Below are 25579 nucleotides of genomic sequence, written 5' to 3'. Positions count from 1 at the left end.
GTCGACGTCGTCCGGGCTGCCGTGTAGGGTCTGTAGCAGGTGCTACACGCGATGTAGCAGCACGGGGTGGGACTCGGCCGCGTTGGGGGCGGCCGAGCACCACCGGCCCCGTGCCCGCGGTGTCTAGGATCGTCGGGTGACCGTCTTCGCAGCCCTCGTCCTGTTCATCGGTGCCGTCTTCAACGTCGTCACCTGGCCGCGCTTCTTCCAGCGGGTCGCGAAGGACTCCCGGGCGCGTGACGCCGCCGGCAAGCCGACGACGTTCTACACGGTGCACCTCGTGCTGCTGCTCATCGCGCTGGCGATCGCCGTCGCGGCCGTCGTCGCGGGGATCCTCCTGCTCGTCTGAGCCGTTCCCGACCGGCCTCGCCGACCCGGTCGACTGCGAGCGTGTCCGCCGCCGAGGGAGCAGGATCGGCGCTGGTACCGTCGCCGCCGGAGGCCGGGCCAGAACCCGAATCCGTCCCGGGACCCGGCGACGACGGGGCTGTGGACGCGACCCGGTGCGGGCCAGGAGGCGCGGTGCCGGCCCGCACCGCGCCTCCTGGCCCGCGACCGGTCGCGTCCAGGGCGCTTCAGGCCTGCTTCAGCGGCGCACGGCAGGATCGGGGCATGCGTGTCCTGGTGGTCGACGACGAGGTGCGGCTCGCCGACGGCGTCCGTCGCGGGCTGGAAGCCGAGGGGTGGGCGGTCGACGTCGCCCGAGACGGCGTCGACGGACTGTGGCACGCCCGCGAGTTCGGCTACGACGCGATCGTGCTCGACCTGATGATGCCCGGCCTCAGCGGCTGGGCCGTGTGCGCGCAACTCCGTGCCGACGGCGACTGGACGCCCGTCCTCATGCTGACGGCGAAGGAAGGCGAGTGGGACCAGGTCGAGGCGCTCGACGCCGGGGCCGACGACTACGTGACGAAGCCGTTCTCGCACCCGGTCCTCGTGGCGAGGCTGCGTGCCCTGGTCCGCCGCGGTGCGCGCGAGCGCCCGGCGATCCTGACGCTCGGCGACCTCGTCGTCGACCCGGCCGCCCGGACGGTCTTCCGGGCGTCGACGCCCGTCGAGCTGACGAGTCGCGAGTTCGCCGTCCTCGAGTTCCTGGCGCGCCGCGCCGGCGAGGTCTGCTCGAAGCGCGACGTCATCGAGAACGTGTGGGACGTCGACTTCGACGGCGACCCGAACATCGTCGAGGTGTACGTCGGACACCTGCGTCGGAAGGTCGACCGGCCGTTCGGTCGCACCGGGATCGAGACCGTGCGCGGCGCCGGCTACCGGTTGGCGGCGGACGGTGGCTGACGGCGGCCGTCGGCGCTTCCGGTCCGTCCGGGCGCGGACCACCCTCGGGGCGGTCGTCGTCGTGCTCGCGGCGCTGCTCCTCGGTGCGGCGGCGTTCGTCGTCGTGCTCCGCCTCGTCCTCCTCGACGGGGTGCGGACCACGGCGGAGTCGGGGCTCGAGCAGGCCTCGGCGCGGGTCGAGGCCGACGGCGCCGGGGTCGTGAGCGGCTACGAGGACGTCCTCGTGCAGGTCGTGGGGGACGACGGGTCGGTCCTCGCCCACGGGGACGACGCCGATCCGCCGGCGCTCCCGACGGCCGACGAGTCCCGCTGGACCGACGACGGCGAGCGGTGGCTGCTCGTCGCCGACGACGTCGACCTGCCCGGCGGCGGGGACGCGACGCTGGTCTACGGGGTCTCCCTCGACCAGACCGACGCCGCCGTCGGTGCCGCGGTCGCGCTGCTGTCCGCGGGCGTCCCGGTGCTCGTGCTCGTGATGGGGGCCGTCACGTGGGTGGTCACCGGCCGGTCGCTGCGCCCGGTCGAACGCATGCGCACCGAGGTCGAGACGATCCGCGCGGCACGACCGGACGCCCGGGTCGCCGTCCCGGACACCGGCGACGAGATCGCCCGGCTCGCCGCGACCATGAACACCATGCTCGACCGGCTCGACCGTTCCGCCGCGGGGCAGCGGCGGTTCGTCTCCGACGCCTCCCACGAGCTGCGGTCGCCGATCGCGACCATCCGCCAGCACGCCGAGGTCGCCGCGGCGCACCCCGACCGCGCCGACGTCGTCGAGCTGTCCGAGGTGGTGCGCTCGGAGGCGCTTCGGCTGCAGGACCTCGTGACGGGCCTCCTCGAGCTCTCGCGGCTCGACGAGGGCGACGTGGGCGTCCGGCGTCCGGTGGACCTCGACGACCTGGCGCTCGACGCCGTGGCCCGGGCGCGCGGACGGCTCGGCAGGAGCAGCGACGGGTCGATCCGGGTCGAGGGGTCCGGGATCGGGCCGGCCCGTGTCCTCGGGGACGAACGGCTCCTCGCCGCCGTGGTCCGCAACCTCGTCGACAACGCCGTCCGGCACGCCGAGGGTCGGGTCGTCGTCGCGCTCGCCGAGCAGGACGGACGCGCGGTCCTGACGGTGGACGACGACGGCGCGGGCATCGCCCCGGCGGACCGCGAGCGCGTGTTCGAACGCCTCGTTCGGCTCGACGAGGCGCGCAGCCGGGACGCGGGCGGTGCGGGGCTCGGCCTCGCGATCGTCCAGGACGCCGTCCGGGCCCACGGCGGGGACGTCGTCGTGACGGACTCGCCGCTCGGCGGCGCCCGGTTCGCGGTCCGCATCGCACTCGGCGGCTGACCAGGGGGCTTCAGCCGTGCTTCAGCACCCGCCCGGCACCGTGGTCGCATGAACGCACTCCGCACCACCACAGCCCGCTCCACCCGTCGTGTCGCCGGCATCGCCGCCCTGCCGCTCGTGGCGTCCCTCGCCCTCGTCGGGTGCTCCACCGCGCAGTCCGACGGGGCCTCGTCCACGACGTCGTCATCGTCCTCGTCCGGATCGGCGTCCGGCGGCGCGACCGCTGCGTCCGCCACGTCGAACGACGCCCTGCGTGCCGCCGTCGCCACCGCCCGCGACGCCGTGGGGTCGGGCACCGTGATCTCGGTCGAGCAGGAGCAGAACGGCACCGCGTACGAAGTGCTGGTCGTCACCGGCGACGGCACCGAGCACGAGGTGCACACGAACGAGGCCGGCACGGCGGTGTCCGGTTCGCCGCGCACCGAGACCTCGGACGCCGACGACCGGGCCGAGAACGAGCGCTTCACGGCCGCGGCCGACCTGACCGTGGACGACGCGGTCGGCCGGTTCGAGGACCTGCACGCCGGCACGATCACCGAGCTCGGGCTCGACGACCACCTCGGGAAGGTCGTCTGGGAGGGCGACGTCCGCGACGCCTCGGGCACGAAGCACAGCGTCCGCCTCGACGCGGGCACCGGCAAGGTCGTCACGGACGAGGTCGACACCGACGACTGAGCCGCGGGCGCGGGTGCGAGGGTCGTCGGTGGTCCGCGGTAGACCTGGGGCATCCGGCCACGCGCCGGCGGACCCGGGAGCGACGATGACCGACCAGACCCCGCGCACGTACCCCCAGGGCGTCCCCAGCTGGATCGACGCCCGACAGCCGGACCCGGATGCAGCCCAGGCCTTCTACGGCGGGCTGTTCGGCTGGGACTTCGAGGAGCGGCTCCCGCCGGAGGCGCCGGGCTCGTACCGCATCGTGTCGATCGACGGGCACGAGGTCGGTGCCGTCGCGTCGAGTGACGAACCGGCCACGTGGCTCACGTACATCGCGGTCGACGACGCCGACGCCGTGGCCGGTCGCGTCACGGTGCTCGGCGGCACCGCTGGTCCCGCCGAGGACGCCGGACCCGGGGGAGCGGCCGGCCGCAGTGTCGACTGCGTCGATCCCCGCGGTGCCGCGTTCGGGCTGTGGCAGGCGCGTGCCCGACTCGGCGCCCAGCACATCAACGCCCCCGGTGGGTGGGTGTTCAGCGACCTCCGCTCGACCGACCCGGCGCAGGCGATCGGGTTCTACGAGCAGCTCTTCGGCTGGCAGGTCTCCGGCATCGAGGAAGGCCCGAGCGCGATGGTCCGGCTGCCCGGGTACGGCGACCACCTCGCGGCGACCTCGGACCCGGACATCCGCGAGCGCCAGGTCGGCGCGCCGGAGGGGTTCGCCGACGTCATCGGCGCGCTCGCCCGGCTCGACGCCGGTGCTGACGACTGGCACGTGTCGTTCAGCGTGGCGGACCGCGACGGTGCCGCCGCGCTCACCGAACGGCTCGGTGGACGGGTGCTGGGCTCGTGGGACGGCTCCTGGACCCGGGCTGCGGAGCTGCAGGACCCGCAGGGTGCGACGTTCCGCGTCACGCAGTTCGCGCCGCAGGACGGCTGAGTCTGCCCGGCTCAGGACGCGGACGGCAACGGCGCGCCGAGGGCTCGACGCAACGCCAGCCCGGCGACCTGCTCGTCCGTCGTGTCGAGCAGCACCCGGTAGGTCTCCCCGGGCGTGACGAACTCGACGCACACCGCGTCGAAGTCGCACGGTTCGATCCGCCACCCGCGCACGGACTCCATCGGCACCGGCGTCAGGGCGTCCCGCTCGTAGCTGGTCTCGGCGGCGACGCGGTCGTCGAACACCCGGACGCGGCCGAAGGTGCCGCGCCAGGTGAGCTGGAGGTCGAGCGTGGGGGAGACAGATTGGTCCGGCACCCGCCGATCGTACCGACGGGTGCCGGACCCTCCTGCACGCCCAAGGCGCGCTGTTTCGCTATCCGGACACTCCGCCCGTCGCCGGTCGAGCCGACGGACGGGGGAGCGGCCGGTGGTCAGGCCCGGTGGTCGTCCGAACCGGCATCCGACCCGGCGTCCGGACCAGCGGACGCATTCGTGGACCCGGTCGACGAACCCTCCGTGCCGGCGCCGCTCCGGCGCACCTGGTTCGCCGGGTCCCGACCGGTCACCGGGTACGGACCCGTGATGCCCGAGCGGAGCGAGGCGATCCGGAGGATGCGGTCGCGCTGCAGGAACCAGCCGAGGATGAGCAGCGGGATCACGATGATGAGCGACGCGATCGTGTACGTGCCGATCGGGTAGTCGATCGCCATGAGCACGATGACGGTCGCGAGGAACACCAGCGTCAGCCAGGACGTGTACGGCGCCCCCGGCAGCTTGAACGACGGCTCCTTCGCGAGTCCCTGCTTCGCCCACGACCGCAGCTTCATCTGGCAGAGGATGATCGTGCCCCAGGCCGTGATGATGCCGAGGCTCGCGATGTTCAGGGCGATCTCGAACGCCTGCCCGGGGACGAACAGGTTGAGGATGACGCCGACCAGCGTGAACGCCGAGGTGAGCAGGATGCCGGCGAACGGCACGCCGCCCTTCGTCATCTTCGTGGTCCACTTCGGCGCGGAGCCGTTCATGCCCATCGAGTGGAGTGCGCGACCGGTCGAGTAGAGCCCGGCGTTCAGCGACGACAGCGCCGCGGTGAGGACGACGAAGTTCATGATCGAGCCGACGACCTGGCCGACCTGCGGGTTGCCGATCGACGAGAAGAAGGTCACGAAGGGGCTGACGCCGTCCTTGTACGAGGTGTACGGCAGGAGCAGCGAGAGCAGGACGACCGACCCGACGTAGAACACCGCGATGCGGAAGACGACCGAGTTGATCGCGCGGGGGATGACCTTCTCGGTGTCCTGCGTCTCGCCGGACGCGGTGCCGACGAGCTCGATCGCGGCGTAGGCGAACACGACGCCCTGCACGACGAGGACCGCCGGGAGCAGGCCGGTCGGGAAGAGGCCGCCGTTGTCACCCCAGATCTGGAACCCGGTACGGACCGTCTCGCCGCCCGTCTCGACGGGGAACGCGAACACGAGCCACACGAGCGCGACGATGAGGAAGGCCACCAGGGCGGCGACCTTGATGATCGCGAACCAGAACTCCAGCTCGCCGAACACCTTCACGGCGACGAGGTTCGCGGCCAGCACGACGACGAGCGCCGCGAGGGCCAGCGCCCACTGCGGGATCGCGCGCGGTCCGGCCCAGTAGTGCAGGTAGAGCGCGACCGCGGTGGTGTCCACGATCGAGGTCATCGCCCAGTTGAGGAAGTACATCCACCCGGCGGCGTAGGCGAACTTCTCACCGAAGAACTCGCGGGCGTACGAGATGAACGACCCGGACGACGGACGGTGCAGCACGAGCTCACCGAGTGCCCGGAGGATGAAGAACGCGAAGATGCCCGCGATGAGGTACACGACCGCCAGGGCCGGCCCCGCGGTGTGCAGGCGACCGCCCGCACCGAGGAAGAGCCCTGTGCCGATCGCGCCGCCGATGGCGATCATCTGCAGTTGCCGGGGCTTCAGCCCGTGCTGGTAGCCCTCCTGCTCGTGCGAGAAGTCGTTCGCGGGCGCGCGGTCCACCCCGGTGTCGTTCTGCGCTGTCATGCGCGACACGCTACAGGTGCGTCGAACCGGGGTGGCACACAACCATGCGAGTCTCCTGAAAAGTAACGAGCCGGTCACGATCGCGATCCCCGCACCGATGGGCGACACGCCGTGAACGGGGTACACCGGTGCCGGGATTCCGGCGGACCCGGATTCGCGACGGGGGACAAGCGCCGATAGCCTTGAACGTCCCTTCAGGGGACACCGACGATCAGGACGCGTCCGCCGCAGCAGCACAGCGGGGGCCGTACGGTCGGCTGGACCGGGGTCGTCCCGAGTACGACCCCCGCGTGCGTGATCGCTCGCCCTGCGCCGTTGCGCGGGCTCGATGCGATGCCGCCGAACACGGTGCCGGGCGACCCGTCCGCAACCACCGGTACCGCCGTGCGCCGTTCCGCGCCGCGGTCCCGCGAGGAGCACCGTTGACCATCGCACCACCCCAGGACCGGCGTGCCGTCACGCCGGACCACCCCACCGACGTCCCGGCCGTGCGCGTGCACGGCGCCTACAAGGTCTTCGGCCGCCGGCCCGGTGAAGCGGTCCGCCGTCTGGCCGACGGCGCCACCCGTGACGAGGTCCGTGACCTCGGCTCGGCAGCCGTCATCGACGCGTCCTTCGACGTGCGTCCCGGCGAGATCTTCGTCGTCATGGGCCTGTCCGGCTCGGGCAAGTCGACGCTCATCCGCATGCTGAACGGCCTGCTGGAGCCGACCGCGGGCAGCGTCGAGATCGGCGGCCGGACGGTCACCAAGGCGACGCCGAAGGAGATCCGCGAGATCCGCCGCACCAGCGTGTCGATGGTCTTCCAGCACTTCGCGCTGCTGCCGCACCGCACGGTGCTCGAGAACGTCGCGTACGGCCTCGAGGTCAACGGCGTCGACAAGGCCACCCGGCTGGCCAAGGCCCGCGAGGTCATCGGCCTGGTCGGACTCGACGTCTGGGCGGACGCCAAGCCCGACGAGCTCTCCGGCGGCATGCAGCAGCGCGTCGGCATCGCCCGCGCCCTCGCCGCCGAGACCGACGTCCTGCTGATGGACGAGGCCTTCAGCGCCCTCGACCCGCTCATCCGCCGCGAGATGCAGGAGCAGCTCGTCGACCTGCAGCAGCGCCTCGGCAAGACGATCGTCTTCATCACGCACGACCTCAACGAGGCCATGTTCCTCGGCGACCGGATCGCCGTGATGCGCGACGGCCGGATCGTGCAGATCGGTTCGCCGGAGGACATCCTCACGGACCCCGCGAACGACTACGTCGCCCAGTTCGTGCAGGACGTCGACCGCGCCCGCGTGCTCACCGCGTCGAGCGTCATGGAGCCCGCACGTGCCGCGGTCCCGCTGACCGTCGGCCCGCGTGGCGCGCTCCGGACCATGCGCGACCTGCAGACGGCCGCGGTCTTCGTGACCGGACGCGGCCGGAAGCTCGAGGGCTGGGTCCGCGACCGGCACGTCATGCGCCAGGTCAAGGCCGGCGACACGAACCTCGACGCCATCGTCAACACCGAGTACGCCCGGGTCGCGCCGGAGACCGCGCTGACCGACCTGTTCGAGCTCGCGGTGGAGTCGCCGCTGCCGATCGCGGTCGTCGACGACGAGGGGCGCCTGCTCGGGGTCGTCCCGCGCGTCACCCTGCTCGCCGCCCTCGGCAACGTGCCGACGGCGACGATGCCCATCCCGGTGCTCGAGCCGGTCACCCGCATCTCCGACTCCGACATGGACTCGACCCTCGCCGAAGGAGACCACGCATGATCACCCCCGGAACCAACTCCTTCGGCGACTTCCACCTGCCCCTCGGCACCTGGGTCGCAGCGATCGTCGACTGGATCACCACCTACCTCTCCGGCTTCTTCGACGTCGTCCGCTACGTGTTCACGTGGATGGACGCGTGGATGGAGTACTTCCTCTCCACGCCGCCGTTCTGGGTGGTCGTCGCGATCCTCGTGGTCCTGGCGTTCGTCGCGAAGGGCTGGAAGCTCGCGCTCGGCGCCGCCGTCGGTCTGCTCTTCATCGTGAGCGTCGGCCAGTGGACGAACGCGATGGACACCCTCGCCCTCGTGATCGTCGCCGCGGGGCTCGCTGTCGTGTTCAGCATCCCGCTCGGCATCTGGGCCGCCCGCTCGGACACCGCCAGCCGGATCATCCGCCCGGTGCTCGACTTCATGCAGACCACCCCGGCCTTCGTCTACCTGATCCCGGCGCTGCTGCTCTTCCGCGTCGGCGTCGTCCCCGGCATCGTCGCGACGATCGTGTTCGCGATGGCTCCGGGCGTCCGGCTCACCGAGCTCGGCATCCGTGGGGTTCCGAGCGAGGTCGTCGAGGCCGGCGCCGCGTTCGGGTCGAGCCCGTGGCGCATCCTCCGCCAGATCCAGCTGCCGCTCGCGAAGGCCAGCATCATGGCCGGCGTCAACCAGGTCATCATGCTGTCGCTGTCGATGGTCGTCATCGCCGGCATGGTCGGCGCCGGGGGACTCGGCGAGCAGATCGTCGCCTCGCTGAACCGCATCGACGTCGGTCTCGGTGCGGAAGCCGGCCTGTCGGTGGTGGTCCTGGCGATCCTGCTGGACCGCCTGACCGCAGCGCTCGGCGGTGACTCGGGCCGCGCCTCCAGGCTCTTCGGACGCGCGAAGCGGAAGCCCACCATGACCGCGACGTCGAACGCGGCGACCGCCCAGACCGCCGCCACCACCGAAGCGGTCACCGACCGCCAGACCGTCGACGCGTGAGGAAGGAACAGATCATGAAGCGAACCAAGCGCACCCTCGCGGCCGCCGCGCTCGCCGCCGCCACCGCCCTCGGCCTGTCCGCGTGCATGCCGCCCGGGTACTACGGCGCCTCCGGCACGCTCGACAACGGCGACCAGAAGTCGATGCACGTCGTCGTCTTCAACGGCTGGGACGAGGACACCGCCGCGAGCTACCTCTGGAAGCACGTCCTCGAGGAGAAGGGCTACGACGTCCAGCTCACGAACTCCGACGTCGCACCCGCCTACACGGGCCTCGCATCCGGCGACTACGACGTCGTGTTCGACACCTGGCTGCCGAACACGCACAAGGAGTACATGGACACGTACGGCAAGGACCTCACGGACCTCGGCGCGTGGAACGAGCAGGCGTCCCTCGAGCTCGCCGTGCCGGAGTACTCGGAGATCGACTCGATCGACGAACTGAAGGCGAAGGCCTCGGACTTCGGCAACAAGATCGTCGGCATCGAGCCCGCAGCCGGCGAGACGAAGGTCGTGCAGGACCAGGTGATCCCGCAGTACGGCCTCGACGGGATGGACTTCATCACGAGCTCGACGCCGGCGATGCTCGCCGACCTCAAGGCCGCGATCGCGAAGAAGGAGGACGTCGTCGTGACGCTGTGGCGTCCGCACTGGGCGTACGACGCCTTCCCGATCAAGGACCTGGAGGACCCGAAGGGCGCCCTCGGCAAGAACGAGGAGATCCACACCATCGCCAAGAAGGACTTCGCCGACGAGTTCCCGCAGGCGTCGAAGTGGATGGAGGACTTCGAGATGGACTCCGACACGCTCTACTCACTCGAGAACGCGCTCGTGAACAGCGGTGCGAAGACGAGCGAGTACCCGGCGATCACCGCGAAGTGGGCGTCCGAGCACCAGGACTACGTGGACTCGCTCACCTCGACGAAGTAGCAGCAGCCCCTGCCAGGAGGCGCGGTGCCGGTCCGGCGCCGCGCCTCCTGGCATGCGGGTGGTCGCGTTCCTGAACGACGTCCGTCGTCCACCGCTTCGATGGAGGGATGGACATCCTCCTCCGGCTCCTCGTCGCGATCGGCGTCGCGCTGCTCGTCACCGCCGCCGCCGCGCTCGTCCTGCACCTCGTCTTCCGCGCACTCGCGCGGCGGGAACGCTGGGCGGCCGTGCTCTCCCGACGCATGAAGCACCCGTTCCGCACCGAACTGCTCGTCGTGCTCCTCTGGGTCGCCTTCGTCACGAGCGTCCCGAACCGGCCGGACGCCTTCCCGTGGCGCGCGCCGGTGTCGCACGGCTTCCTCATCGCCACGATCGCCGCGGGCACCTGGCTGGCGTGCCAGATCGCGATCTTCCTCGAGGACCTCGGCCTGCACCGCTTCCGCATCGACGTCCCGGACAACCGGCAGGCCCGCCGCATCCGCACGCAGGTCCTCGTGATCCGCCGGCTGACCGTCGCGGTGCTCGTGATCATCGGCATCGGCGCGATCCTGCTGACCTTCCCGGGGGTCGAGGCAGCCGGGGCGAGCGTGCTCGCGTCGGCGGGGCTCATCTCCGTCATCGCGGGCCTCGCGGCGCAGTCGACGCTGGGCAACGTCTTCGCTGGCATGCAGCTCGCGTTCTCCGGGTCGATCCGTGTCGACGACGTCGTCGTGGTCGAGCAGCAGTGGGGTCGGATCGAGGAGATCACCCTCACCTACGTCGTCGTGCACCTGTGGGACGACCGGCGGTTCGTGCTGCCGTCGACGTACTTCACGAGCACGCCGTTCGAGAACTGGACCCGGACCAACAGCGAGCTGCTCGGGGCCGTCGAGCTCGACCTCGACTGGCGGGTCCGGCCGGGGGAGATGCGGGCCGAGCTCGACCGGATCCTCGACCGCACCGAGCTCTGGGACCGCCGGGTGAAGGTCCTGCAGGTCACCGACGCCGTGCAGGGGTCCGTGCGTGTCCGGGTCCTCGCGACCTCGCACGACGCGCCGTCCCTGTTCGACCTGCGCTGCTACATCCGCGAGGAGCTCGTCGACTGGATCCAACGGACCCACCCCGACGCGCTGCCGGTCCAGCGGGTACTCATGGTGGACGAGGTCGCGGCGCCGCGACGGCGCGCGGCGTCGACCGCCTCGGAGTCCGCGCTGTTCACGCCGGACCAGGACGACCGTGCGGCGCTCTTCACGGGACCGATCCAGACCTCGGACATCCCGCGGTCGGAGCGCTGACCGGCCGGCCCCGGAACAGACGGACGGGAGGGACGGTGCCAGCTGGCACCGTCCCTCCCGTCCGTCACCGGGTCGCGTCGCGGTCTACGGCTGCTTGGCCTTGACGGCGCGGTCGTCCTCGACGACCGTGCCGATCGCTACGAGCGTCGTCGCGATCCACGCCACCCACGTCAGCGCGAGGCGCCAGTCACGCGGGCCCTGCCGCGTGGTCTGCAGCACGCTGTAGCCGCTGATGATCGAACTCCACACCGCACCGCTGAACATGAACTTCCGCACGGGTTCCTCCTGTCGTCGTCCCGTCAACGCTACCGGCCGCTACATTGGAGCGCCGCCGGACGCCCTGCCCGGCGCACTCGTGGAGGAGTCGTCGTGCGCCAGGCCGTCATCGGGGGAGTCCTGCTCGTGGTGGGCGCGGTGTGCGTCGCCCTCGGGTTGCTCCCACTGTCCGACCTCGCCGAGCTCGCCGACCGGGTCGTCCCGGTGCTGGCCTTCGTGCTCGGACTCACCGTCGTCGCCGAGCTCGCGGCGGACGCCGGGGTCTTCGACCGGCTCGCCGACGTCGCCGCACGGGTCGGGGGCGGGCGGACGATCGGGCTCTGGGGCGCCGTGGTCGTGCTCGCCGTCCTGTGCACCGTGTTCCTGTCGATCGACACCACGGCGGTGCTCCTCACCCCGATCGTCATCACGCTCGCCCGGCGGGTCGGACTGCCGCCGATGCCGTTCGCGCTGACGACCGTGTGGCTCGCGAACACGGCGTCGCTGCTGCTGCCGGTGTCGAACCTGACGAACCTGCTCGCCGTCGACCGCATCGGGCTCGACGGGCCGATCCCGTTCGCCGGGCTCATGGTGTGGGCGGCCCTCGCCGGTGTCGTGATCCCGTGCGCCGTGCTCCTCGTGGTGTTCCGCGGCAAGCTCTTCGGTCGGTACACGCCGGTCTCGGTCAGGGCGGCGACCGACCCGGTGTTCTTCTGGTCGGCGTCGGCGGTGCTCGTCGCGCTGGTGATCGCCCTGACCGCCGGCGTCACGGTGTGGATCGCCGCGATCGCCGCGGCGGTCGTGCTCGTGGTCGTCGCGGCCTTCCGGGCGCCGTCGGAGCTCAAGCCGTCGCGCGTGCCGTGGTCGACGCTCGTCTTCGCGGCCGGGTTGTTCGTGGTCGTCGAGACACTGCACACGACCGGCATCACCGACCCGATCGTGGCTGCGCTCTCCGGTGGCACCGGGACGGGGTCGCTCCTGGTGCTCGGCGGTGCCGGCGCGCTGGCGGCGAACGCGATCGACAACCTGCCCGCCTACCTGGTGCTCGAGCCGGCCGCCGGGCACGAGGCCCTGCGCTACGCGGCGCTCCTCGTCGGGGTGAACGCCGGCTGCCTCATCACGCCGTGGGCCTCGCTCGCGACGCTGCTGTGGCACGCACGACTGTCGTCCGAGGGCGTCCACCTGTCGTGGGGGCGGTACATGGCGCTCGGGTGCATCGTGGCACCGCTCACCGTCGTCGCCGGGGTCCTCGCGCTGCGGCTCTAGAGCCAGTCCTTCTTCTTGAACACCCCGTAGAGCGACAGGGACGAGACGACCACCAGTCCGAGCGCGTAGAACAACCCGCTCCAGTGGCTCTCGCCGGGGAACGTCACGTTCATGCCGAACGCCCCCGTGATCGCCGTCGGGATCGCGATGATCGCCGCCCAGCTCGTCACCTTCTTCATGACCGTGTTCTGCCGGTTCGACGCCAGGTTGAGGTTCGTGTCGAGGACGCTCGACACCGCGTCGCGGAGCTGGTCGACGGAGTCGGTGATCGACACGAGGTGGTCCTCGACGTCGCGGAAGTAGGGGCGGATGCCGTCCGAGATCGTCTCGGCGTCCCCGTGCAGCAACGAGGCGACGCTGTCCCGTGTCGGGACCACCTGACGGCGCAGGACGCCCAGGGCCTTGCGGAGGCGGAACGATCGCCGCTGGATCTGCTTCTCACGCGGGGTGCCGTGTTCGAAGAGGTCCTCCTCGAGCGCGTCGATCCGGCGCTCGATGTCCTCGACCGTGTTCGTGGCGTGGTCCGTGACCGCGTCGAGCAGGCCCCACATCAACCACGGGACGCCGTGGTCGGCGATGTCCGTGGTCGCGTCGAGCCGGCGCTCCATCGCCCCGGTGTCGACGTCGCCGCCGTGGATCGTGACGAGGGCGTGCTCGGTCACGAAGGCCTTCACCTCGTGCGTGGTGAGGTCCCCGGCGTGGTCGAGGCCGCCCACGTCGTAGACGACCAGGAAGAGGCTGTCGCGGTACCGATCGAGCTTCGGGCGCTGGCCGCGCTCGACGGCGTCCTCGACCGCGAGCGCGTGGATGCCGAGCTCGGCCTCGACGTGTTCGAGGTCGGACGGATCGGGGTCCGTGTAGTCGACCCACACGAAGGTGCCGTCCTCGGCGATGAGCTCGGAGATCCGGTCGACCGGGAAGTCCCGTTCCGCCGCGGTGCCGTTCCGCCACGCCCGTGTCATGACCATGGGGTCGAGCCTAGTGAGACGGCCGACCCCGGGACTCCAGGGTCGGCCGTGCACGCGGTGCGGGCTCTCAGTACGCCGAGACGAGCTTCCCGTCCTCGACCTTCAGGTAGACGTCCACGTCGAACGTGTCCTCGCCCTTCTGCGCGTCCCCGAAGTAGTCCGTGTACGAGTACCCGATCCTGCCGTCTGCGGTGCTCGTCACCTCGACGAGTCCGCCACCGGACGACTGCACCTCCAGGTCCGGCTTCGACCGGACGTCGTACTGGACCGCGCCGTCCGCGTCGTACGGGCCGTACCAGGGGCAGCCGTCCGCGTAGCTGATGTCGGTCTTCGCCGCGCAGTCGTCGATGAGGTCCGACACGTACTGCTCGGCGTCGGTCTCGAGCTGCTTCGTGGGCTTCGCCTCGAAGTCGGCGTACGGCGAGCTCGACGACCCCACGCGGAGCGTCTCGGTGCCGCCGGTGAAGTACTCCGTGCCGCCGACCTCGACCTGGTAGCTGCCCGGGTACGCGAGCGACTGGAACGAGCCGTTCTCGATGACGCCCACCTTCTTGCCGCCGACGGTCACGTCGGCGCCCTCGAGGACCTGCGCGGCCGAGACCGTCACACGGTCCGTGAGCGGCTCCGTGACGCGCCACTCGTCCTTCACGAGGAACGACGTGCCGGTCCGCTCGAGGACGATCTGACCCGAGCGCTGCGCGTCGCCCTGCCGGAAGGTGACGTTCGCGTACGCGGTGTCCCCGCTGGTCGACACCCGGCCGACGCGGACGTCGGTGGGACGGTCCTTGGCGCTCTGCAGCACGGCGGAGTCGAGCATCGAGGCGTCGCCGGTCACCTCGCTCAGGCTCGCCGCGGTGTCCGCGTCGCCCTGCGCGATCGCGTCGACGTAGGACCGGGCCGTGGGTCCGGGACCCCAGACGGTGGTGCGGAGCACGCCCGTGGTGATCGCTCCCGCGACGACGACCACGACGACCGCGCCGCCCGCGATGAGCGAGCGCACGAGGACCTTCTTCGCGCGCGGGGACATCGGCGCGGGGGCGGGGGCGCCCTGGCCGACGAAGGGCTGGCTCGGGTGCGGCTGGCCGACCGGCGCACCGGGCTGGACGGACTGGTCCGGCTGCGTCGGGCCTGCCGGGGCCGCCGCATCCGCGGGCACCGCCCACACCGGAGCCGCACCGTCGGCCGCCGAGCCGGTCGCCCCCGTGGCGGGAGCGACGGGTGCCCCGGGCACGCTAGCGCCGGCGGACCCGTCGAGCGGAGCGGTCGGCCGGGCCGGCACCGGGTCGGTCCCGACCACGCGCGCCGTCCGCAGCAGCACGCCACCGCCGAGGCGGGGGAGCAGCACGGGTGCGACGTACCGGGCGACGACCTCGACGGCCGCGCCCCAGAGCGCGAAGACGACGGGCGTCCACGGCGTCACACCGACCGAGCCGGACCCGCCGACCGCACTCGAACCCGTCACCTGGTAGGACACCACGCCGGTGCCGAGCACGAACAGCACGAGTCCGGCGACGAACCAGACCACGGGCGTCGCGACCCAGTCGAGCGTCGTGCGGACCCGGTCGTTCCGGCGCACCGCGAGCGCCAGACCGGCCGCGAACGAGCTCACGACGACGAGCAGGACGACGAGCCAGGTCCAGCCACCGGCGCCCGCGAAGACCGAGGCGTCGCTCCCGGCGGCACCGAGTCCGGACCTGCCGACCCCACCGAGGAAGCCGAGCGCGGTCAGGGCGACGGCCGCGTTGCCGAGCAGCAGCGGTAGGGCGGCGCCCCACGACGGCTGCGCGACGAGCGCCACGACGACGAGCACGAGGGCGAGCAGGACGAGGAGCCCGCCGAACTGCCACGTGGCGACCCGCAGGGCACCGAGTGCCCGGGCGACGGAGGTGTTCCCGCCGACGAGCAGCGACGGACGCGCGAGCAGCACCGCGAGGGTGCCGATCACGAACGACCCGAGCACACTGCCGATCCCCACGGCGTGCACGGGGTCGATCTGCACCCCGGAGACGGCGGGGAACCGGATGGCGAGCACGAGGCCGGCGAGTGTGGTGACCGCGGTGGTCACGAGCCCGGCGACGACCGCCGTGACGACGAGCTGCGGGAGCGCGAGGACCCGGCTCCGGATGCGGCGAGTGAGCACGACCGCGAGCACGACCTGCGCCGCGAGCACCAGCACGGGCACGACGCCGACCGACCCCGACCCGGAACCGAGCAGCAGGATCGAACCGGAGCCGTGCAGCCGCCCGAGGTCCGCGAGGGCGACGAGCTGCGCCGGGGACCCCAGCAGCACGCTCACCCCCGACAGGAGCGACTGGACGTCGGGTGCCCCGGCCGACCCGAGGTCGGAGCCGCCGGTGCCGAGGCCCGAGGACGAGCCCGTGGACACCGGACCGGAACCGGCGGCGGCCACGGCGACCGTCAGGAACAGCGAGATCGCCGCGACGACGTACGCGGCGACCCACCCGCCGACGGCCGCGACGACGGCGGCGACCCAGTCACGACCGGGGACGGCGCGGAGCAGGCGACCGAGCGGGTCGGACGCGGCCGGCGCGGCTGACGGGGGCCCGGGCGGAACGGGCGGGACGGGCGACTGATCGCTCACGACGGTTGGGTCCTCTCTCGTCGAGAGCGCGGTGACGACCCCGTGCGTCACCTGCGTGTCCCCCCGACACGATGGACGCAGCGTACCGGAAGCCGTCGATCCGCCGTGAATCCGCTGTCGGCACGCTGGTAACTTCGGCACCGAACCCGGCGTTCGTGCCGGGCGGAACGGAGACCCCAGCACCCCATGGCAGCACCCCGCACCGAACAGACCCGCTACGCCTTCGTCGTCGCCTCGAACCGCCTGCCGGTCGACCGCATCGTCGACGAGGACGGCAACGAGGGCTGGCGGCACTCGCCCGGCGGCCTCGTCACCGCACTCGAGCCGGTGATGCGCGCGAACGACGGTGCCTGGGTCGGCTGGGTCGGCCAGCCCGACGTCGAGGTCGCCCCGTTCGACAACGAGGGCATCCACATCGTGCCCGTACCGCTGAGCAACGACGACGTCGAGGAGTACTACGAGGGGTTCAGCAACGACACCCTCTGGCCGCTCTACCACGACGTCATCGAGCACCCGAGCTACCACCGCGACTGGTGGAACGCGTACAAGCGCGTGAACCAGCGCTTCGCCGAGCAGATCGCCGAGATCGTCGAGCAGGACGGCATCGTCTGGGTGCAGGACTACCAGCTGCAGCTCGTCCCCGCGCTCCTCCGCGAGCTCCGCCCGGACCTGACGATCGGCTTCTTCAACCACATCCCGTTCCCGCCCGTCGGCATCTACGCCCAGCTCCCGTGGCGCGCGCAGATCCTCGACGGCCTGCTCGGGGCGGATGTGATCGGCTTCCAGCGGCACGACGACGCGAGCGACTTCCTCCGGGCGGTCCGGCACATCAAGGGCTACACGACCAAGGGGCAGACGATCGACGTCCCCGTCGACGACCCGGACGCACCGCGCAGCCGCAAGGGCATCACGGTGCGACACGTCGAGGCCCGGCACTTCCCGATCTCCATCGACGCCGCCGGCTTCGAGGAGATCGCGCACCGACCCGAGGTGCAGGAGCGCGCCCGTGAGATCCGTGCGAGCCTCGGCAACCCGAAGACCGTGCTGCTCGGTGTCGACCGCCTCGACTACACGAAGGGCATCCGCCACCGGATCAAGGCCTTCGGCGAACTCGTCGAGGACGGCCGCATCGCGGTCGAGGACGCCACCCTCGTGCAGGTCGCCAGCCCGAGCCGCGAGCGCGTCGACACGTACGCCACGCTCCGCGACGAGATCGAGCTCACGGTCGGCCGCATCAACGGCGACCTCGGCGTGATCGGACACCAGCCGATCGCCTACCTGCACCACGGCTACCCGCGCGAAGAGATGGTGGCGCTCTACCTCGCCGCCGACATCATGCTCGTCACGGCCCTCCGCGACGGCATGAACCTCGTCGCGAAGGAGTACGTCGCGGCCCGGTTCGACAACGACGGCGTCCTCATCCTGTCCGAGTTCGCCGGTGCCGCCGACGAACTGAAGCAGGCCGTCATCGTCAACCCGCACGACATCGGCGCGCTGAAGGACTCGATCCAGCGCGCGATCGAGATGCCCCGACGCGAACGCTCGACCCGCATGCGGGCCCTCCGCAAGCGCGTCCGCGACAACGACGTGGCGCGCTGGTCGCGCTCGTTCCTCGAGGCGCTCGACCGCCACGCCCCGAAGAACGCGCAGATCGACCCCTCCGCGGCGGACCCGAAGGACCAGCACCGCGAGGCGCAGACGGACAACATGTCGATCTTCGACCAGGACGCCCAGACGGCGCGTGCTGCCGAGGACACCCGGGAGGCGCGTGATGCCTGAGACGACCACCGACCAGACCGCCGTCGACCGGGCCCTCGAGACGCTCGCGGCTGCGCCGCGACTCATCGTCGCCCTCGACTTCGACGGCACGCTCGCGCCGTTCGCCGACGACCCGTCGCAGGTCGGCGCGCTGCCCGGCTCGTGGGCGGCCGTCCTCACCCTGCACCGGGCGAAGGACACCGAGGTCGTCCTGGTCTCCGGGCGTCCCCTGGACAGCCTCGCCGCGGTGACGCACGCCCCCGCCGAGATGGCCCTCGTCGGGTCGCACGGCGTCGAGTGGCGCGTCGACGGGCACGACGAAGCGGCCCTCACCGACGACGAGCAGGCCCGGGTGGCCCGGATCGGCACGGCGCTCGACGCGGTCGGGGAGCGGTTCCCGGGTGTCGTCATCGAGCACAAGCCGGCCGGCCACGGCGTGCACACCCGCCGGGTGAGCGCCGAGGTCGCGGCCGAGGCGAACGCCGCCGCGAGTGCCGCCGCGCACGAGGCCGACCCGGACGTCCTCGAACGCGGGGGCAAGGACATCCTCGAGTTCGCCGTCCGGCACGTCACGAAGGGCGACGCGATCGCCAGGCTGCGCGACCTGCACGGCGCCGACGCGGTGTTCTTCGCCGGCGACGACGTCACCGACGAGGACGCCTTCCGGGTGCTCCGCGACGGCGACGTCGGCGTGAAGGTGGGGGAGGGCGACACGCTCGCCGGCTACCGGGTCGCCGACCCCGCGGCGCTCACCGACGTGCTGAAGCAGCTCGCTCGGATCCGCGCCACGCGCTGACCCGCAGCGACCCGACGGACCCGAACCGCGCCTCCTGGACCGCCCGTTCCCCATGCGGATGCATGGAGTTGTCGGCTTGGTATCCCAACTGCGCCTAGACTCACCCCATGCCTGATATCGACGTCAAGCCGCGCAGCCGGGTCGTCACCGACGGGATCGAAGCAACCACCTCGCGTGGCATGCTGCGTGCCGTCGGGATGGGGGACGAGGACTGGGAGAAGCCGCAGATCGGCATCGCCTCCTCGTGGAACGAGATCACCCCGTGCAACCTCTCCCTCGACCGCCTCGCGCAGGGGGCGAAGGAGGGCGTCCACTCCGGGGGCGGGTACCCGCTCCAGTTCGGCACCATCTCCGTCTCCGACGGCATCTCGATGGGCCACGAGGGCATGCACTTCTCCCTCGTCTCGCGTGAGGTCATCGCCGACAGCGTCGAGACCGTCGTGAACGCCGAGCGACTGGACGGCACCGTCCTGCTCGCCGGCTGCGACAAGTCCCTTCCAGGCATGCTCATGGCGGCCGCGCGCCTCGACCTCGCGAGCGTCTTCCTCTACGCGGGCTCGGTCATGCCGGGCTACGTGAAGCAGGCCGACGGCTCCTTCAAGGAGGTCACGATCATCGACTCCTTCGAGGGCGTCGGCGCGTGCAAGGCCGGCACCATGTCGGAAGAGGAACTCAAGAAGATCGAGTGTGCGATCGTCCCGGGCGAGGGCGCTTGCGGCGGCATGTACACCGCGAACACCATGGCGTCGGTCGCCGAGGCTCTCGGCATGTCGCTCCCCGGCTCGGCAGCGCCGCCCAGCGCCGACCGTCGTCGTGACTACTACGCGCACCGCTCCGGCGAGGCCGTGGTCAACATGCTCCGCCTGGGCCTCACCGCCCGCCAGATCCTCACGAAGGAGGCGTTCGAGAACGCCATCGCCGTCGCCATGGCACTCGGAGGCTCCACGAACGTCGTCCTCCACCTCCTCGCGATCGCGCACGAGGCCGAGGTCGAGCTCTCCCTCGACGACTTCAACCGCATCGGCTCGAAGGTCCCGCACCTCGCCGACATGAAGCCGTTCGGCAAGTACGTCATGGTCGACGTGGACCGCAACGGCGGCATCCCGGTGATCATGAAGGCGCTGCTCGACGCCGGCCTGCTGCACGGCGACGTCATGACCGTCACCGGCAAGACCCTCGCCGAGAACCTGGCCGAGATCGACCCGCCGGAGCTCGACGGCGAGGTGTTCCGGACGCTCGACAACCCGATCCACGCCACCGGCGGCCTGACGATCCTGCAGGGCTCCTTCGCGCCGGAGGGCGCCGTGGTGAAGACGGCGGGCTTCGACGCCGAGGTCTTCGAGGGCCCCGCACGGGTGTTCGACCGCGAGCGCGCCGCCATGGACGCCCTCACCGAGGGGAAGATCCAGAAGGGCGACGTCGTCGTCATCCGGTACGAGGGCCCCAAGGGCGGCCCTGGCATGCGCGAGATGCTCGCCATCACGGCGGCCATCAAGGGCGCTGGACTCGGCAAGGATGTACTACTGTTGACGGACGGACGATTCTCAGGCGGCACAACCGGCCTGTGCATCGGCCACATCGCACCGGAAGCGGTGGACGCAGGTCCAGTCGCATTCGTGCGCGATGGCGACCGCATCCGTGTCGACATCGCGGCTCGCTCGCTCGACCTACTGGTCGACGAAGCCGAGCTGGAAGCCCGCCGAGAAGGCTGGGCCCCGCTGCCCCCGCGCTACACCCGCGGAGTCCTCGCGAAGTTCGCGAAGCTCGTCCAGTCCGCCGCCAAGGGCGCGGTCACGGGCTAGCGTCGACACACGCACCATCGCCATCACTCCAGGCAAGGAACACCTCATGCCCACGGAAGCCACTCCGCTGTCCGCGGCCGCCGGTGCACGCCGGACGCCGGAGATCCTGACCGGCTCGGGAGCCGTCCTCCGGACGCTCGAGCACCTCGGGATCACCGACGTCTTCGGCCTGCCGGGCGGTGCGATCATCCCGTTCTACGACGAGCTCATGGCGTCGCAGACGATCCGCCACGTCCTCGTCCGCCACGAGCAGGGCGCCGGCCACGCCGCCGAGGGCTACGCCTCGGCGTCCGGCAAGGTCGGCGTCGCCATCGCCACCTCGGGTCCCGGTGCGACGAACCTCGTCACCGCGATCGCCGACGCCTACATGGACTCGGTGCCGTTCATCGCGATCACCGGCCAGGTCTTCTCGACCCTGATGGGGACGGACGCCTTCCAAGAAGCCGACATCGTCGGCATCACGATGCCGATCACGAAGCACTCGTTCCTCGTGACCGACCCGGCCGACGTGCCGGCGACCCTCGCCGCGGCGCACCTCATCGCGACGACCGGACGGCCCGGCCCCGTGCTGGTCGACATCACGAAGGACGCCCAGCAGAAGTCGGCGCCGTACGTCTGGCCGCCCAAGATCGACCTGCCCGGCTACCGTCCGGTCACCAAGGCGCACGGCAAGCAGATCACCGCGGCCGCGCAGCTCCTCGCCGAGTCCGAGCGCCCGGTGCTCTACGTCGGCGGCGGCGTGATCCGCTCCCGGGCGACCGCCGAGCTGCTCCGCTTCGCCGAGGCCACGGGTGCGCCGGTCGTCACGACGCTGATGGCACGGGGCGCCTTCCCCGACTCGCACCCGCAGCACCTCGGCATGCCCGGCATGCACGGCACCGTCCCAGCGGTGCTCGGCCTGCAGGACAGCGACCTCATCATCGCGCTCGGCGCTCGCTTCGACGACCGCGTGACCGGCAAGGCCGACGAGTTCGCGCCGAACGCCAAGGTCGTGCACGTCGACATCGATCCGGCCGAGATCTCGAAGATCCGCTTCGCCGACGTCCCGATCGTGGGCGACGCGAAAGAGGTCCTGGTCGACCTGCTCGACGCGTGGGGCGGCATCCCGACCGACCAGCGTGCGAGCACCGCCGAGTGGTGGGCGAAGCTCGAGCAGCTCAAGGTCGACTTCCCGCTCGGCTACGCGGAGCCGACGGACGGCCTGCTCGCGCCGCAGGCCATCATCAAGCGCATCGGCGAGCTGAGCGGCCCCGAGGCGATCTACGCCTCCGGCGTCGGGCAGCACCAGATGTGGTCGGCGCAGTTCATCAAGTACGAGCGGCCGAACGCCTGGCTGAACTCCGGCGGCGCGGGCACGATGGGCTACTCCGTCCCCGCCGCGATGGGCGCGAAGGTCGCCGAGCCGGACCGCGTGGTCTGGGCGATCGACGGCGACGGCTGCTTCCAGATGACCAACCAGGAGCTCGCGACCTGCGTCATCAACGACATCCCGATCAAGGTCGCGATCATCAACAACTCGTCGCTCGGCATGGTGCGGCAGTGGCAGACGCTGTTCTACGACGGCCGCCACTCGTTCACCGACCTCGAGACCGGCCACGACTCGCGCCGCGTGCCCGACTTCGTGAAGCTGGCGGACGCGTACGGTGCCCTCGGCATCCGCGTCGAGAAGGCGGACGAGGTCGACGCCGCCATCCAGCTCGCCCTCGAGACGAACGACCGCCCCGTGGTGATCGACTTCGTCGTGAGCCGCGACTCGATGGTCTGGCCGATGGTCCCGCAGGGAGTCAGCAACTCGTCCATCGAGTACGCCCAGGCCCTCGCCCCCACCTGGGACGACGAGGACGCCGACATGACGGGGGAAACCGCATGAGCCACGTCCTCTCCCTCCTCGTCGAGGACAAGCCGGGTCTGCTGACCCGCGTCGCCGGGCTGTTCGCGCGCCGCGGGTTCAACATCGAGTCCCTCGCGGTCGGCAACACCGAGGTCGACGGCCTCAGCCGGATCACGGTCGTCGTCGACGTCGAGGACCTCCCGCTCGAGCAGGTGACGAAGCAGCTCAACAAGCTGGTCAACGTCATCAAGATCGTCGAGCTGGACTTCTCCCAGTCCGTCCAGCGCGAGCACATGCTCGTGAAGGTGCGGGTGGACAACCAGACGCGCTCGGCCGTGCTCGAGGCAGTGAACCTGTTCCGTGCGCAGGTCGTCGACGTCGCGAACGACTCGCTCATCGTCGAGGTGACCGGCGACCCCGGCAAGATCCAGGCGATCCTCCGCGTGCTCGAGCCTTACGGCATCAAGGAGCTCGCCCGTGCGGGCCTCCTCGGCATGGGCCGTGGGCCCAAGAGCATCACCGACCGGGTGCGCTGACCGCGACCCGTGACGGACTGGAGGCGCGGGTCGCCACCCGCACCGCGCCTCCAGTCCGTCTCCTCCCGACTCACCGCAACCAACGCTTCCCGAACCGACCACAGGAGAACCACCACCGTGACTGACATCGTGTACGACGCCGACGCCGACCTGACGCTCATCCAGGGCAAGAAGGTCGCCGTCATCGGGTACGGCTCGCAGGGCCACGCCCACGCCCTCAACCTCCGCGACAGCGGCGTCGAGGTCAAGATCGGCCTGCAGGAGGGCTCGAAGAGCCGCCAGAAGGCGGAAGAGGCCGGCTTCGAGGTCCTCACCCCGGCCGACGCCACGGCCTGGGCGGACGTCGTCGTCATCCTCGCGCCGGACCAGGTCCAGCGCATCGTCTACAAGGACGACATCGAGCCCAACCTCAAGCCGGGCGCCACGCTCGTCTTCGGCCACGGTTTCAACATCCGCTTCGGCTACATCCAGGCGCCGGAGGGCGTCGACGTGTCGCTCGTCGCCCCGAAGGGCCCAGGGCACACCGTGCGCCGCGAGTACGAGGCCGGCCGTGGCGTCCCCGTGATCGTCGCCGTCGAGGTCGACGCGTCCGGCTCCGCCTGGGACCTCGCGTGGTCGTACTCGAAGGCCATCGGCGGCCTCCGCTCCGGCGGCATCAAGACGACCTTCACCGAGGAGACCGAGACCGACCTGTTCGGCGAGCAGGCCGTCCTGTGCGGTGGCACCTCGCAGCTCATCCAGTACGGCTTCGAGACCCTGGTCGAGGCCGGCTACCAGCCGCAGATCGCCTACTTCGAGGTCCTGCACGAGCTCAAGCTCATCGTCGACCTCATCTGGGAGGGCGGCCTCACGAAGCAGCGCTGGTCGATCTCCGACACGGCCGAGTTCGGTGACTACGTCTCCGGCCCGCGCGTGATCTCGCCCGAGGTCAAGGAGAACATGAAGGCCGTCCTCGCGGACATCCAGAACGGTGCCTTCGCGAAGCGCTTCATCGACGACCAGGACGCCGGCGCGCCGGAGTTCAAGGCACTCCGCGCGAAGGGCGAGGGCCACCCGATCGAGGCGACCGGTCGCGAGCTGCGCGCCCTCTTCGCGTGGAAGTCGAACGACGCCGACTACGTGGACGGTTCCGCCGCGCGGTAGTCTTCGCAACACCACTCGACGACGAGGCGGCGGTGCACCCGCACCGCCGCCTCGCGATGTGACCCGAACGTTATGCAGCACTTCACCACCAGCCCCGACGCCGCCCACCGGCGTCCCCTCGGCGTTCCCGGGGACGTTTCGCGACGACCGTCGTCCGGCCCGGACATGGGCGGTCCTCAGGTCGTCGTCCAGCATGGGAGGATCGTCGGATGGCGGTGACGAAGCGAGCGGTCCACATCGGCGCCGGCAAGATCGGACGCGGGTTCGTGGGGCAGTTCCTGGTCGCGAGCGGCTACGAGCTCACCTTCGTGGACGTCGACGACCGCGTCGTCTCGGCACTGAACGAAGCCGGCCGGTTCGTCGTGCACGAGGTCGGCGAGATGCCGGTCGAGCACCTCGTCTACGGGTTCACGGCCCTCAGCAGCAAGACCGACCGCGAGCAGGTCGTCCGGGCCATCGCCGAGGCCGACGTCGTCACGACCGCGGTCGGCGCCCGCACCCTCCCGCTCGTCGCCCCCGTCATCGCCGAGGGGTTGGCGGCCCGGCCGCTCGACCGCGGCGACGTCACGATCGTGGCGTGCGAGAACGCCTTCAACGCGACGGACTCCCTGCACGCCAGCATCCGTCGAGCCCCCATCCTCGAGGACCGCGACATCGCCGCCGTCTTCGCGAACTGCGCCATCGACCGCATCGTCCCCGACCAGTCCGGGGTGCTCGGCCAGTCCGGCGGCCTCGACGTCGTGCTCGAGCCGTTCTACGAGTGGGTCATCGAGCGCACGCCCTTCGCCGACTCGGACGCCGAGCCGCCCGCGATCGACGGCGTGACCTGGGTCGACGACCTGCAGCCGTTCGTCGAGCGCAAGCTCTACACGGTGAACACCGCGCACGCGACGGCCGCCTACCACGGCTACGTCCGGGGCATCCGCCTCATCCGCGAGGCCCTCGAGGACGAGGCCGTCCGCGCCGAGGTCGACGGCGTCCTCGCCGAGACCACAGCACTCCTCGTCGCCAAGCACGGCTTCGACCCGGAGGAGCACGCGCGCTACGTCGCCGCGAACCTCTCCCGCATCGCGAACCCGCACCTCCCGGACACGACCGTCCGCGTCGGACGCAACCCGCTCCGGAAGCTCGGCCGCCGCGAGCGCTTCGTCGGCCCGGCCGCGCAGCTCGCCGAACGCGGGCTCCCCGTCGACCACCTGCTCGGCGCCGTGCGCGTCGCGCTCGACTTCGACGACGAGAACGACCCCGAGTCGATCGAGCTGCACGCGCTGCTCCGCTCGGGTGCGACGGCACACGCCCTCACCGAGATCCTCACCGGCCTGATGGAGAGCCACCCGCTGTTCCCCGCGGTGCGCGAGGTCGTCGCCGAGGTCCTCGAGACCCAGCCCGCCGACGTCTGACCAGCGGCCGTACCGGTCGTCCGTGGTCGA

The 25579-nt window shown here is 71.2% G+C and carries 22 protein-coding genes; 17 read left to right on the top strand and 5 right to left on the bottom strand.

Annotated elements, in window-relative coordinates; genetic code table 11:
- Positions 1-136 precede the first annotated feature (136 nt).
- The 5 genes from QE359_RS15830 (at position 137) to QE359_RS15810 (ending at position 4223) form a co-directional block, all read left to right on the top strand.
- Entirely contained in the window at positions 137-349 is a 213-nt protein-coding gene (locus QE359_RS15830; RefSeq protein WP_070418512.1) for an SCO4848 family membrane protein, read from the top strand.
- A gap of 263 nt (positions 350-612) precedes the next feature.
- Positions 613-1290: a response regulator transcription factor gene (locus QE359_RS15825; protein WP_309779893.1), complete on the top strand. Its 678-nt coding sequence runs from the start codon at positions 613-615 to the stop codon at positions 1288-1290.
- Entirely contained in the window at positions 1283-2626 is a 1344-nt protein-coding gene (locus QE359_RS15820) for a HAMP domain-containing sensor histidine kinase (protein WP_309779892.1), read from the top strand. The genes QE359_RS15825 and QE359_RS15820 overlap by 8 nt, the downstream gene beginning before the upstream one ends.
- Before the next feature lie 48 nt (positions 2627-2674).
- Entirely contained in the window at positions 2675-3301 is a 627-nt protein-coding gene (locus QE359_RS15815) for a PepSY domain-containing protein (protein ID WP_309779891.1), read from the top strand.
- Positions 3302-3386: 85 nt separating this feature from the next.
- Positions 3387-4223 (top strand): VOC family protein, encoded by an 837-nt coding sequence (locus QE359_RS15810; RefSeq protein ID WP_309779890.1) that lies wholly within the window; start codon positions 3387-3389, stop codon positions 4221-4223.
- An 11-nt stretch (positions 4224-4234) separates the two neighbouring features.
- On the opposite strand, the gene QE359_RS15805 is transcribed toward QE359_RS15810, so the two are convergent.
- Complete coding sequence (locus QE359_RS15805; RefSeq protein ID WP_261646670.1) at positions 4235-4540, bottom strand: hypothetical protein; 306 nt, start codon at positions 4538-4540, stop codon at positions 4235-4237.
- A 116-nt stretch (positions 4541-4656) separates the two neighbouring features.
- Positions 4657-6270 (bottom strand): amino acid permease, encoded by a 1614-nt coding sequence (locus QE359_RS15800; RefSeq protein WP_309779889.1) that lies wholly within the window; start codon positions 6268-6270, stop codon positions 4657-4659.
- 428 nt (positions 6271-6698) lie between these two features.
- On the opposite strand from QE359_RS15800, the gene QE359_RS15795 reads away from it, so the two are divergent.
- The 4 genes from QE359_RS15795 (at position 6699) to QE359_RS15780 (ending at position 11192) form a co-directional block, all read left to right on the top strand.
- A complete protein-coding gene (locus QE359_RS15795) occupies positions 6699-8015 on the top strand; it encodes a glycine betaine/L-proline ABC transporter ATP-binding protein (RefSeq protein ID WP_374475309.1) in 1317 nt (438 codons plus the stop codon).
- Positions 8012-8989, top strand: a complete 978-nt coding sequence (locus tag QE359_RS15790) for a proline/glycine betaine ABC transporter permease (RefSeq protein WP_309779888.1) — start codon at positions 8012-8014, stop codon at positions 8987-8989. The genes QE359_RS15795 and QE359_RS15790 overlap by 4 nt, the downstream gene beginning before the upstream one ends.
- Positions 8990-9003: 14 nt before the next feature.
- Positions 9004-9918, top strand: coding sequence for a glycine betaine ABC transporter substrate-binding protein (locus tag QE359_RS15785; protein ID WP_309779887.1), 915 nt, complete (start codon positions 9004-9006; stop codon positions 9916-9918).
- 107 nt (positions 9919-10025) lie between these two features.
- Positions 10026-11192, top strand: coding sequence for a mechanosensitive ion channel family protein (locus QE359_RS15780; protein ID WP_070418520.1), 1167 nt, complete (start codon positions 10026-10028; stop codon positions 11190-11192).
- An 84-nt stretch (positions 11193-11276) separates the two neighbouring features.
- On the opposite strand, the gene QE359_RS15775 is transcribed toward QE359_RS15780, so the two are convergent.
- A complete protein-coding gene (locus QE359_RS15775) occupies positions 11277-11468 on the bottom strand; it encodes a hypothetical protein (RefSeq protein ID WP_071294931.1) in 192 nt (63 codons plus the stop codon).
- A gap of 93 nt (positions 11469-11561) precedes the next feature.
- Between QE359_RS15775 and QE359_RS15770 the strand changes: the two genes are divergently transcribed.
- Positions 11562-12713: an SLC13 family permease gene (locus QE359_RS15770; RefSeq protein ID WP_070418522.1), complete on the top strand. Its 1152-nt coding sequence runs from the start codon at positions 11562-11564 to the stop codon at positions 12711-12713.
- Here the strand turns inward: QE359_RS15770 and QE359_RS15765 are convergent.
- Together QE359_RS15765 and QE359_RS15760 are read right to left on the bottom strand one after the other, a co-directional pair.
- A complete protein-coding gene (locus QE359_RS15765) occupies positions 12710-13681 on the bottom strand; it encodes a magnesium transporter CorA family protein (RefSeq protein ID WP_309779886.1) in 972 nt (323 codons plus the stop codon). The genes QE359_RS15770 and QE359_RS15765 overlap by 4 nt on opposite strands.
- A gap of 67 nt (positions 13682-13748) precedes the next feature.
- Entirely contained in the window at positions 13749-16283 is a 2535-nt protein-coding gene (locus QE359_RS15760) for a hypothetical protein (protein ID WP_309779885.1), read from the bottom strand.
- A 186-nt stretch (positions 16284-16469) separates the two neighbouring features.
- Here QE359_RS15760 and otsA point away from each other — a divergent pair, with 186 nt between their 5' ends.
- From otsA to QE359_RS15725, 7 genes are all read left to right on the top strand, one after another.
- Positions 16470-18062, top strand: a complete 1593-nt coding sequence (otsA, locus tag QE359_RS15755) for an alpha,alpha-trehalose-phosphate synthase (UDP-forming) (protein WP_070418525.1) — start codon at positions 16470-16472, stop codon at positions 18060-18062.
- Positions 18055-18837, top strand: coding sequence for a trehalose-phosphatase (gene otsB / locus QE359_RS15750; RefSeq protein WP_071303818.1), 783 nt, complete (start codon positions 18055-18057; stop codon positions 18835-18837). The genes otsA and otsB overlap by 8 nt, the downstream gene beginning before the upstream one ends.
- A gap of 107 nt (positions 18838-18944) precedes the next feature.
- Positions 18945-20639 (top strand): dihydroxy-acid dehydratase, encoded by a 1695-nt coding sequence (gene ilvD, locus QE359_RS15745; RefSeq protein WP_070418527.1) that lies wholly within the window; start codon positions 18945-18947, stop codon positions 20637-20639.
- A 46-nt stretch (positions 20640-20685) separates the two neighbouring features.
- A complete protein-coding gene (locus tag QE359_RS15740; RefSeq protein ID WP_070418528.1) occupies positions 20686-22509 on the top strand; it encodes an acetolactate synthase large subunit in 1824 nt (607 codons plus the stop codon).
- Positions 22506-23006 (top strand): acetolactate synthase small subunit, encoded by a 501-nt coding sequence (ilvN, locus tag QE359_RS15735; protein ID WP_022907763.1) that lies wholly within the window; start codon positions 22506-22508, stop codon positions 23004-23006. The genes QE359_RS15740 and ilvN overlap by 4 nt, the downstream gene beginning before the upstream one ends.
- Positions 23007-23123: 117 nt before the next feature.
- A complete protein-coding gene (ilvC, locus tag QE359_RS15730; RefSeq protein ID WP_070418529.1) occupies positions 23124-24149 on the top strand; it encodes a ketol-acid reductoisomerase in 1026 nt (341 codons plus the stop codon).
- A 209-nt stretch (positions 24150-24358) separates the two neighbouring features.
- A complete protein-coding gene (locus QE359_RS15725; protein ID WP_070418530.1) occupies positions 24359-25549 on the top strand; it encodes a mannitol-1-phosphate 5-dehydrogenase in 1191 nt (396 codons plus the stop codon).
- Positions 25550-25579: the final 30 nt, after the last annotated feature.

The sequence above is a fragment of the Curtobacterium sp. SORGH_AS_0776 genome (assembly GCF_031453355.1).
Classification (GTDB): Bacteria; Actinomycetota; Actinomycetes; order Actinomycetales; family Microbacteriaceae; genus Curtobacterium.
The sequence above is the reverse complement of the archived record's forward strand: the minus strand, read 5'-3'. Positions and strand labels throughout refer to the sequence as shown.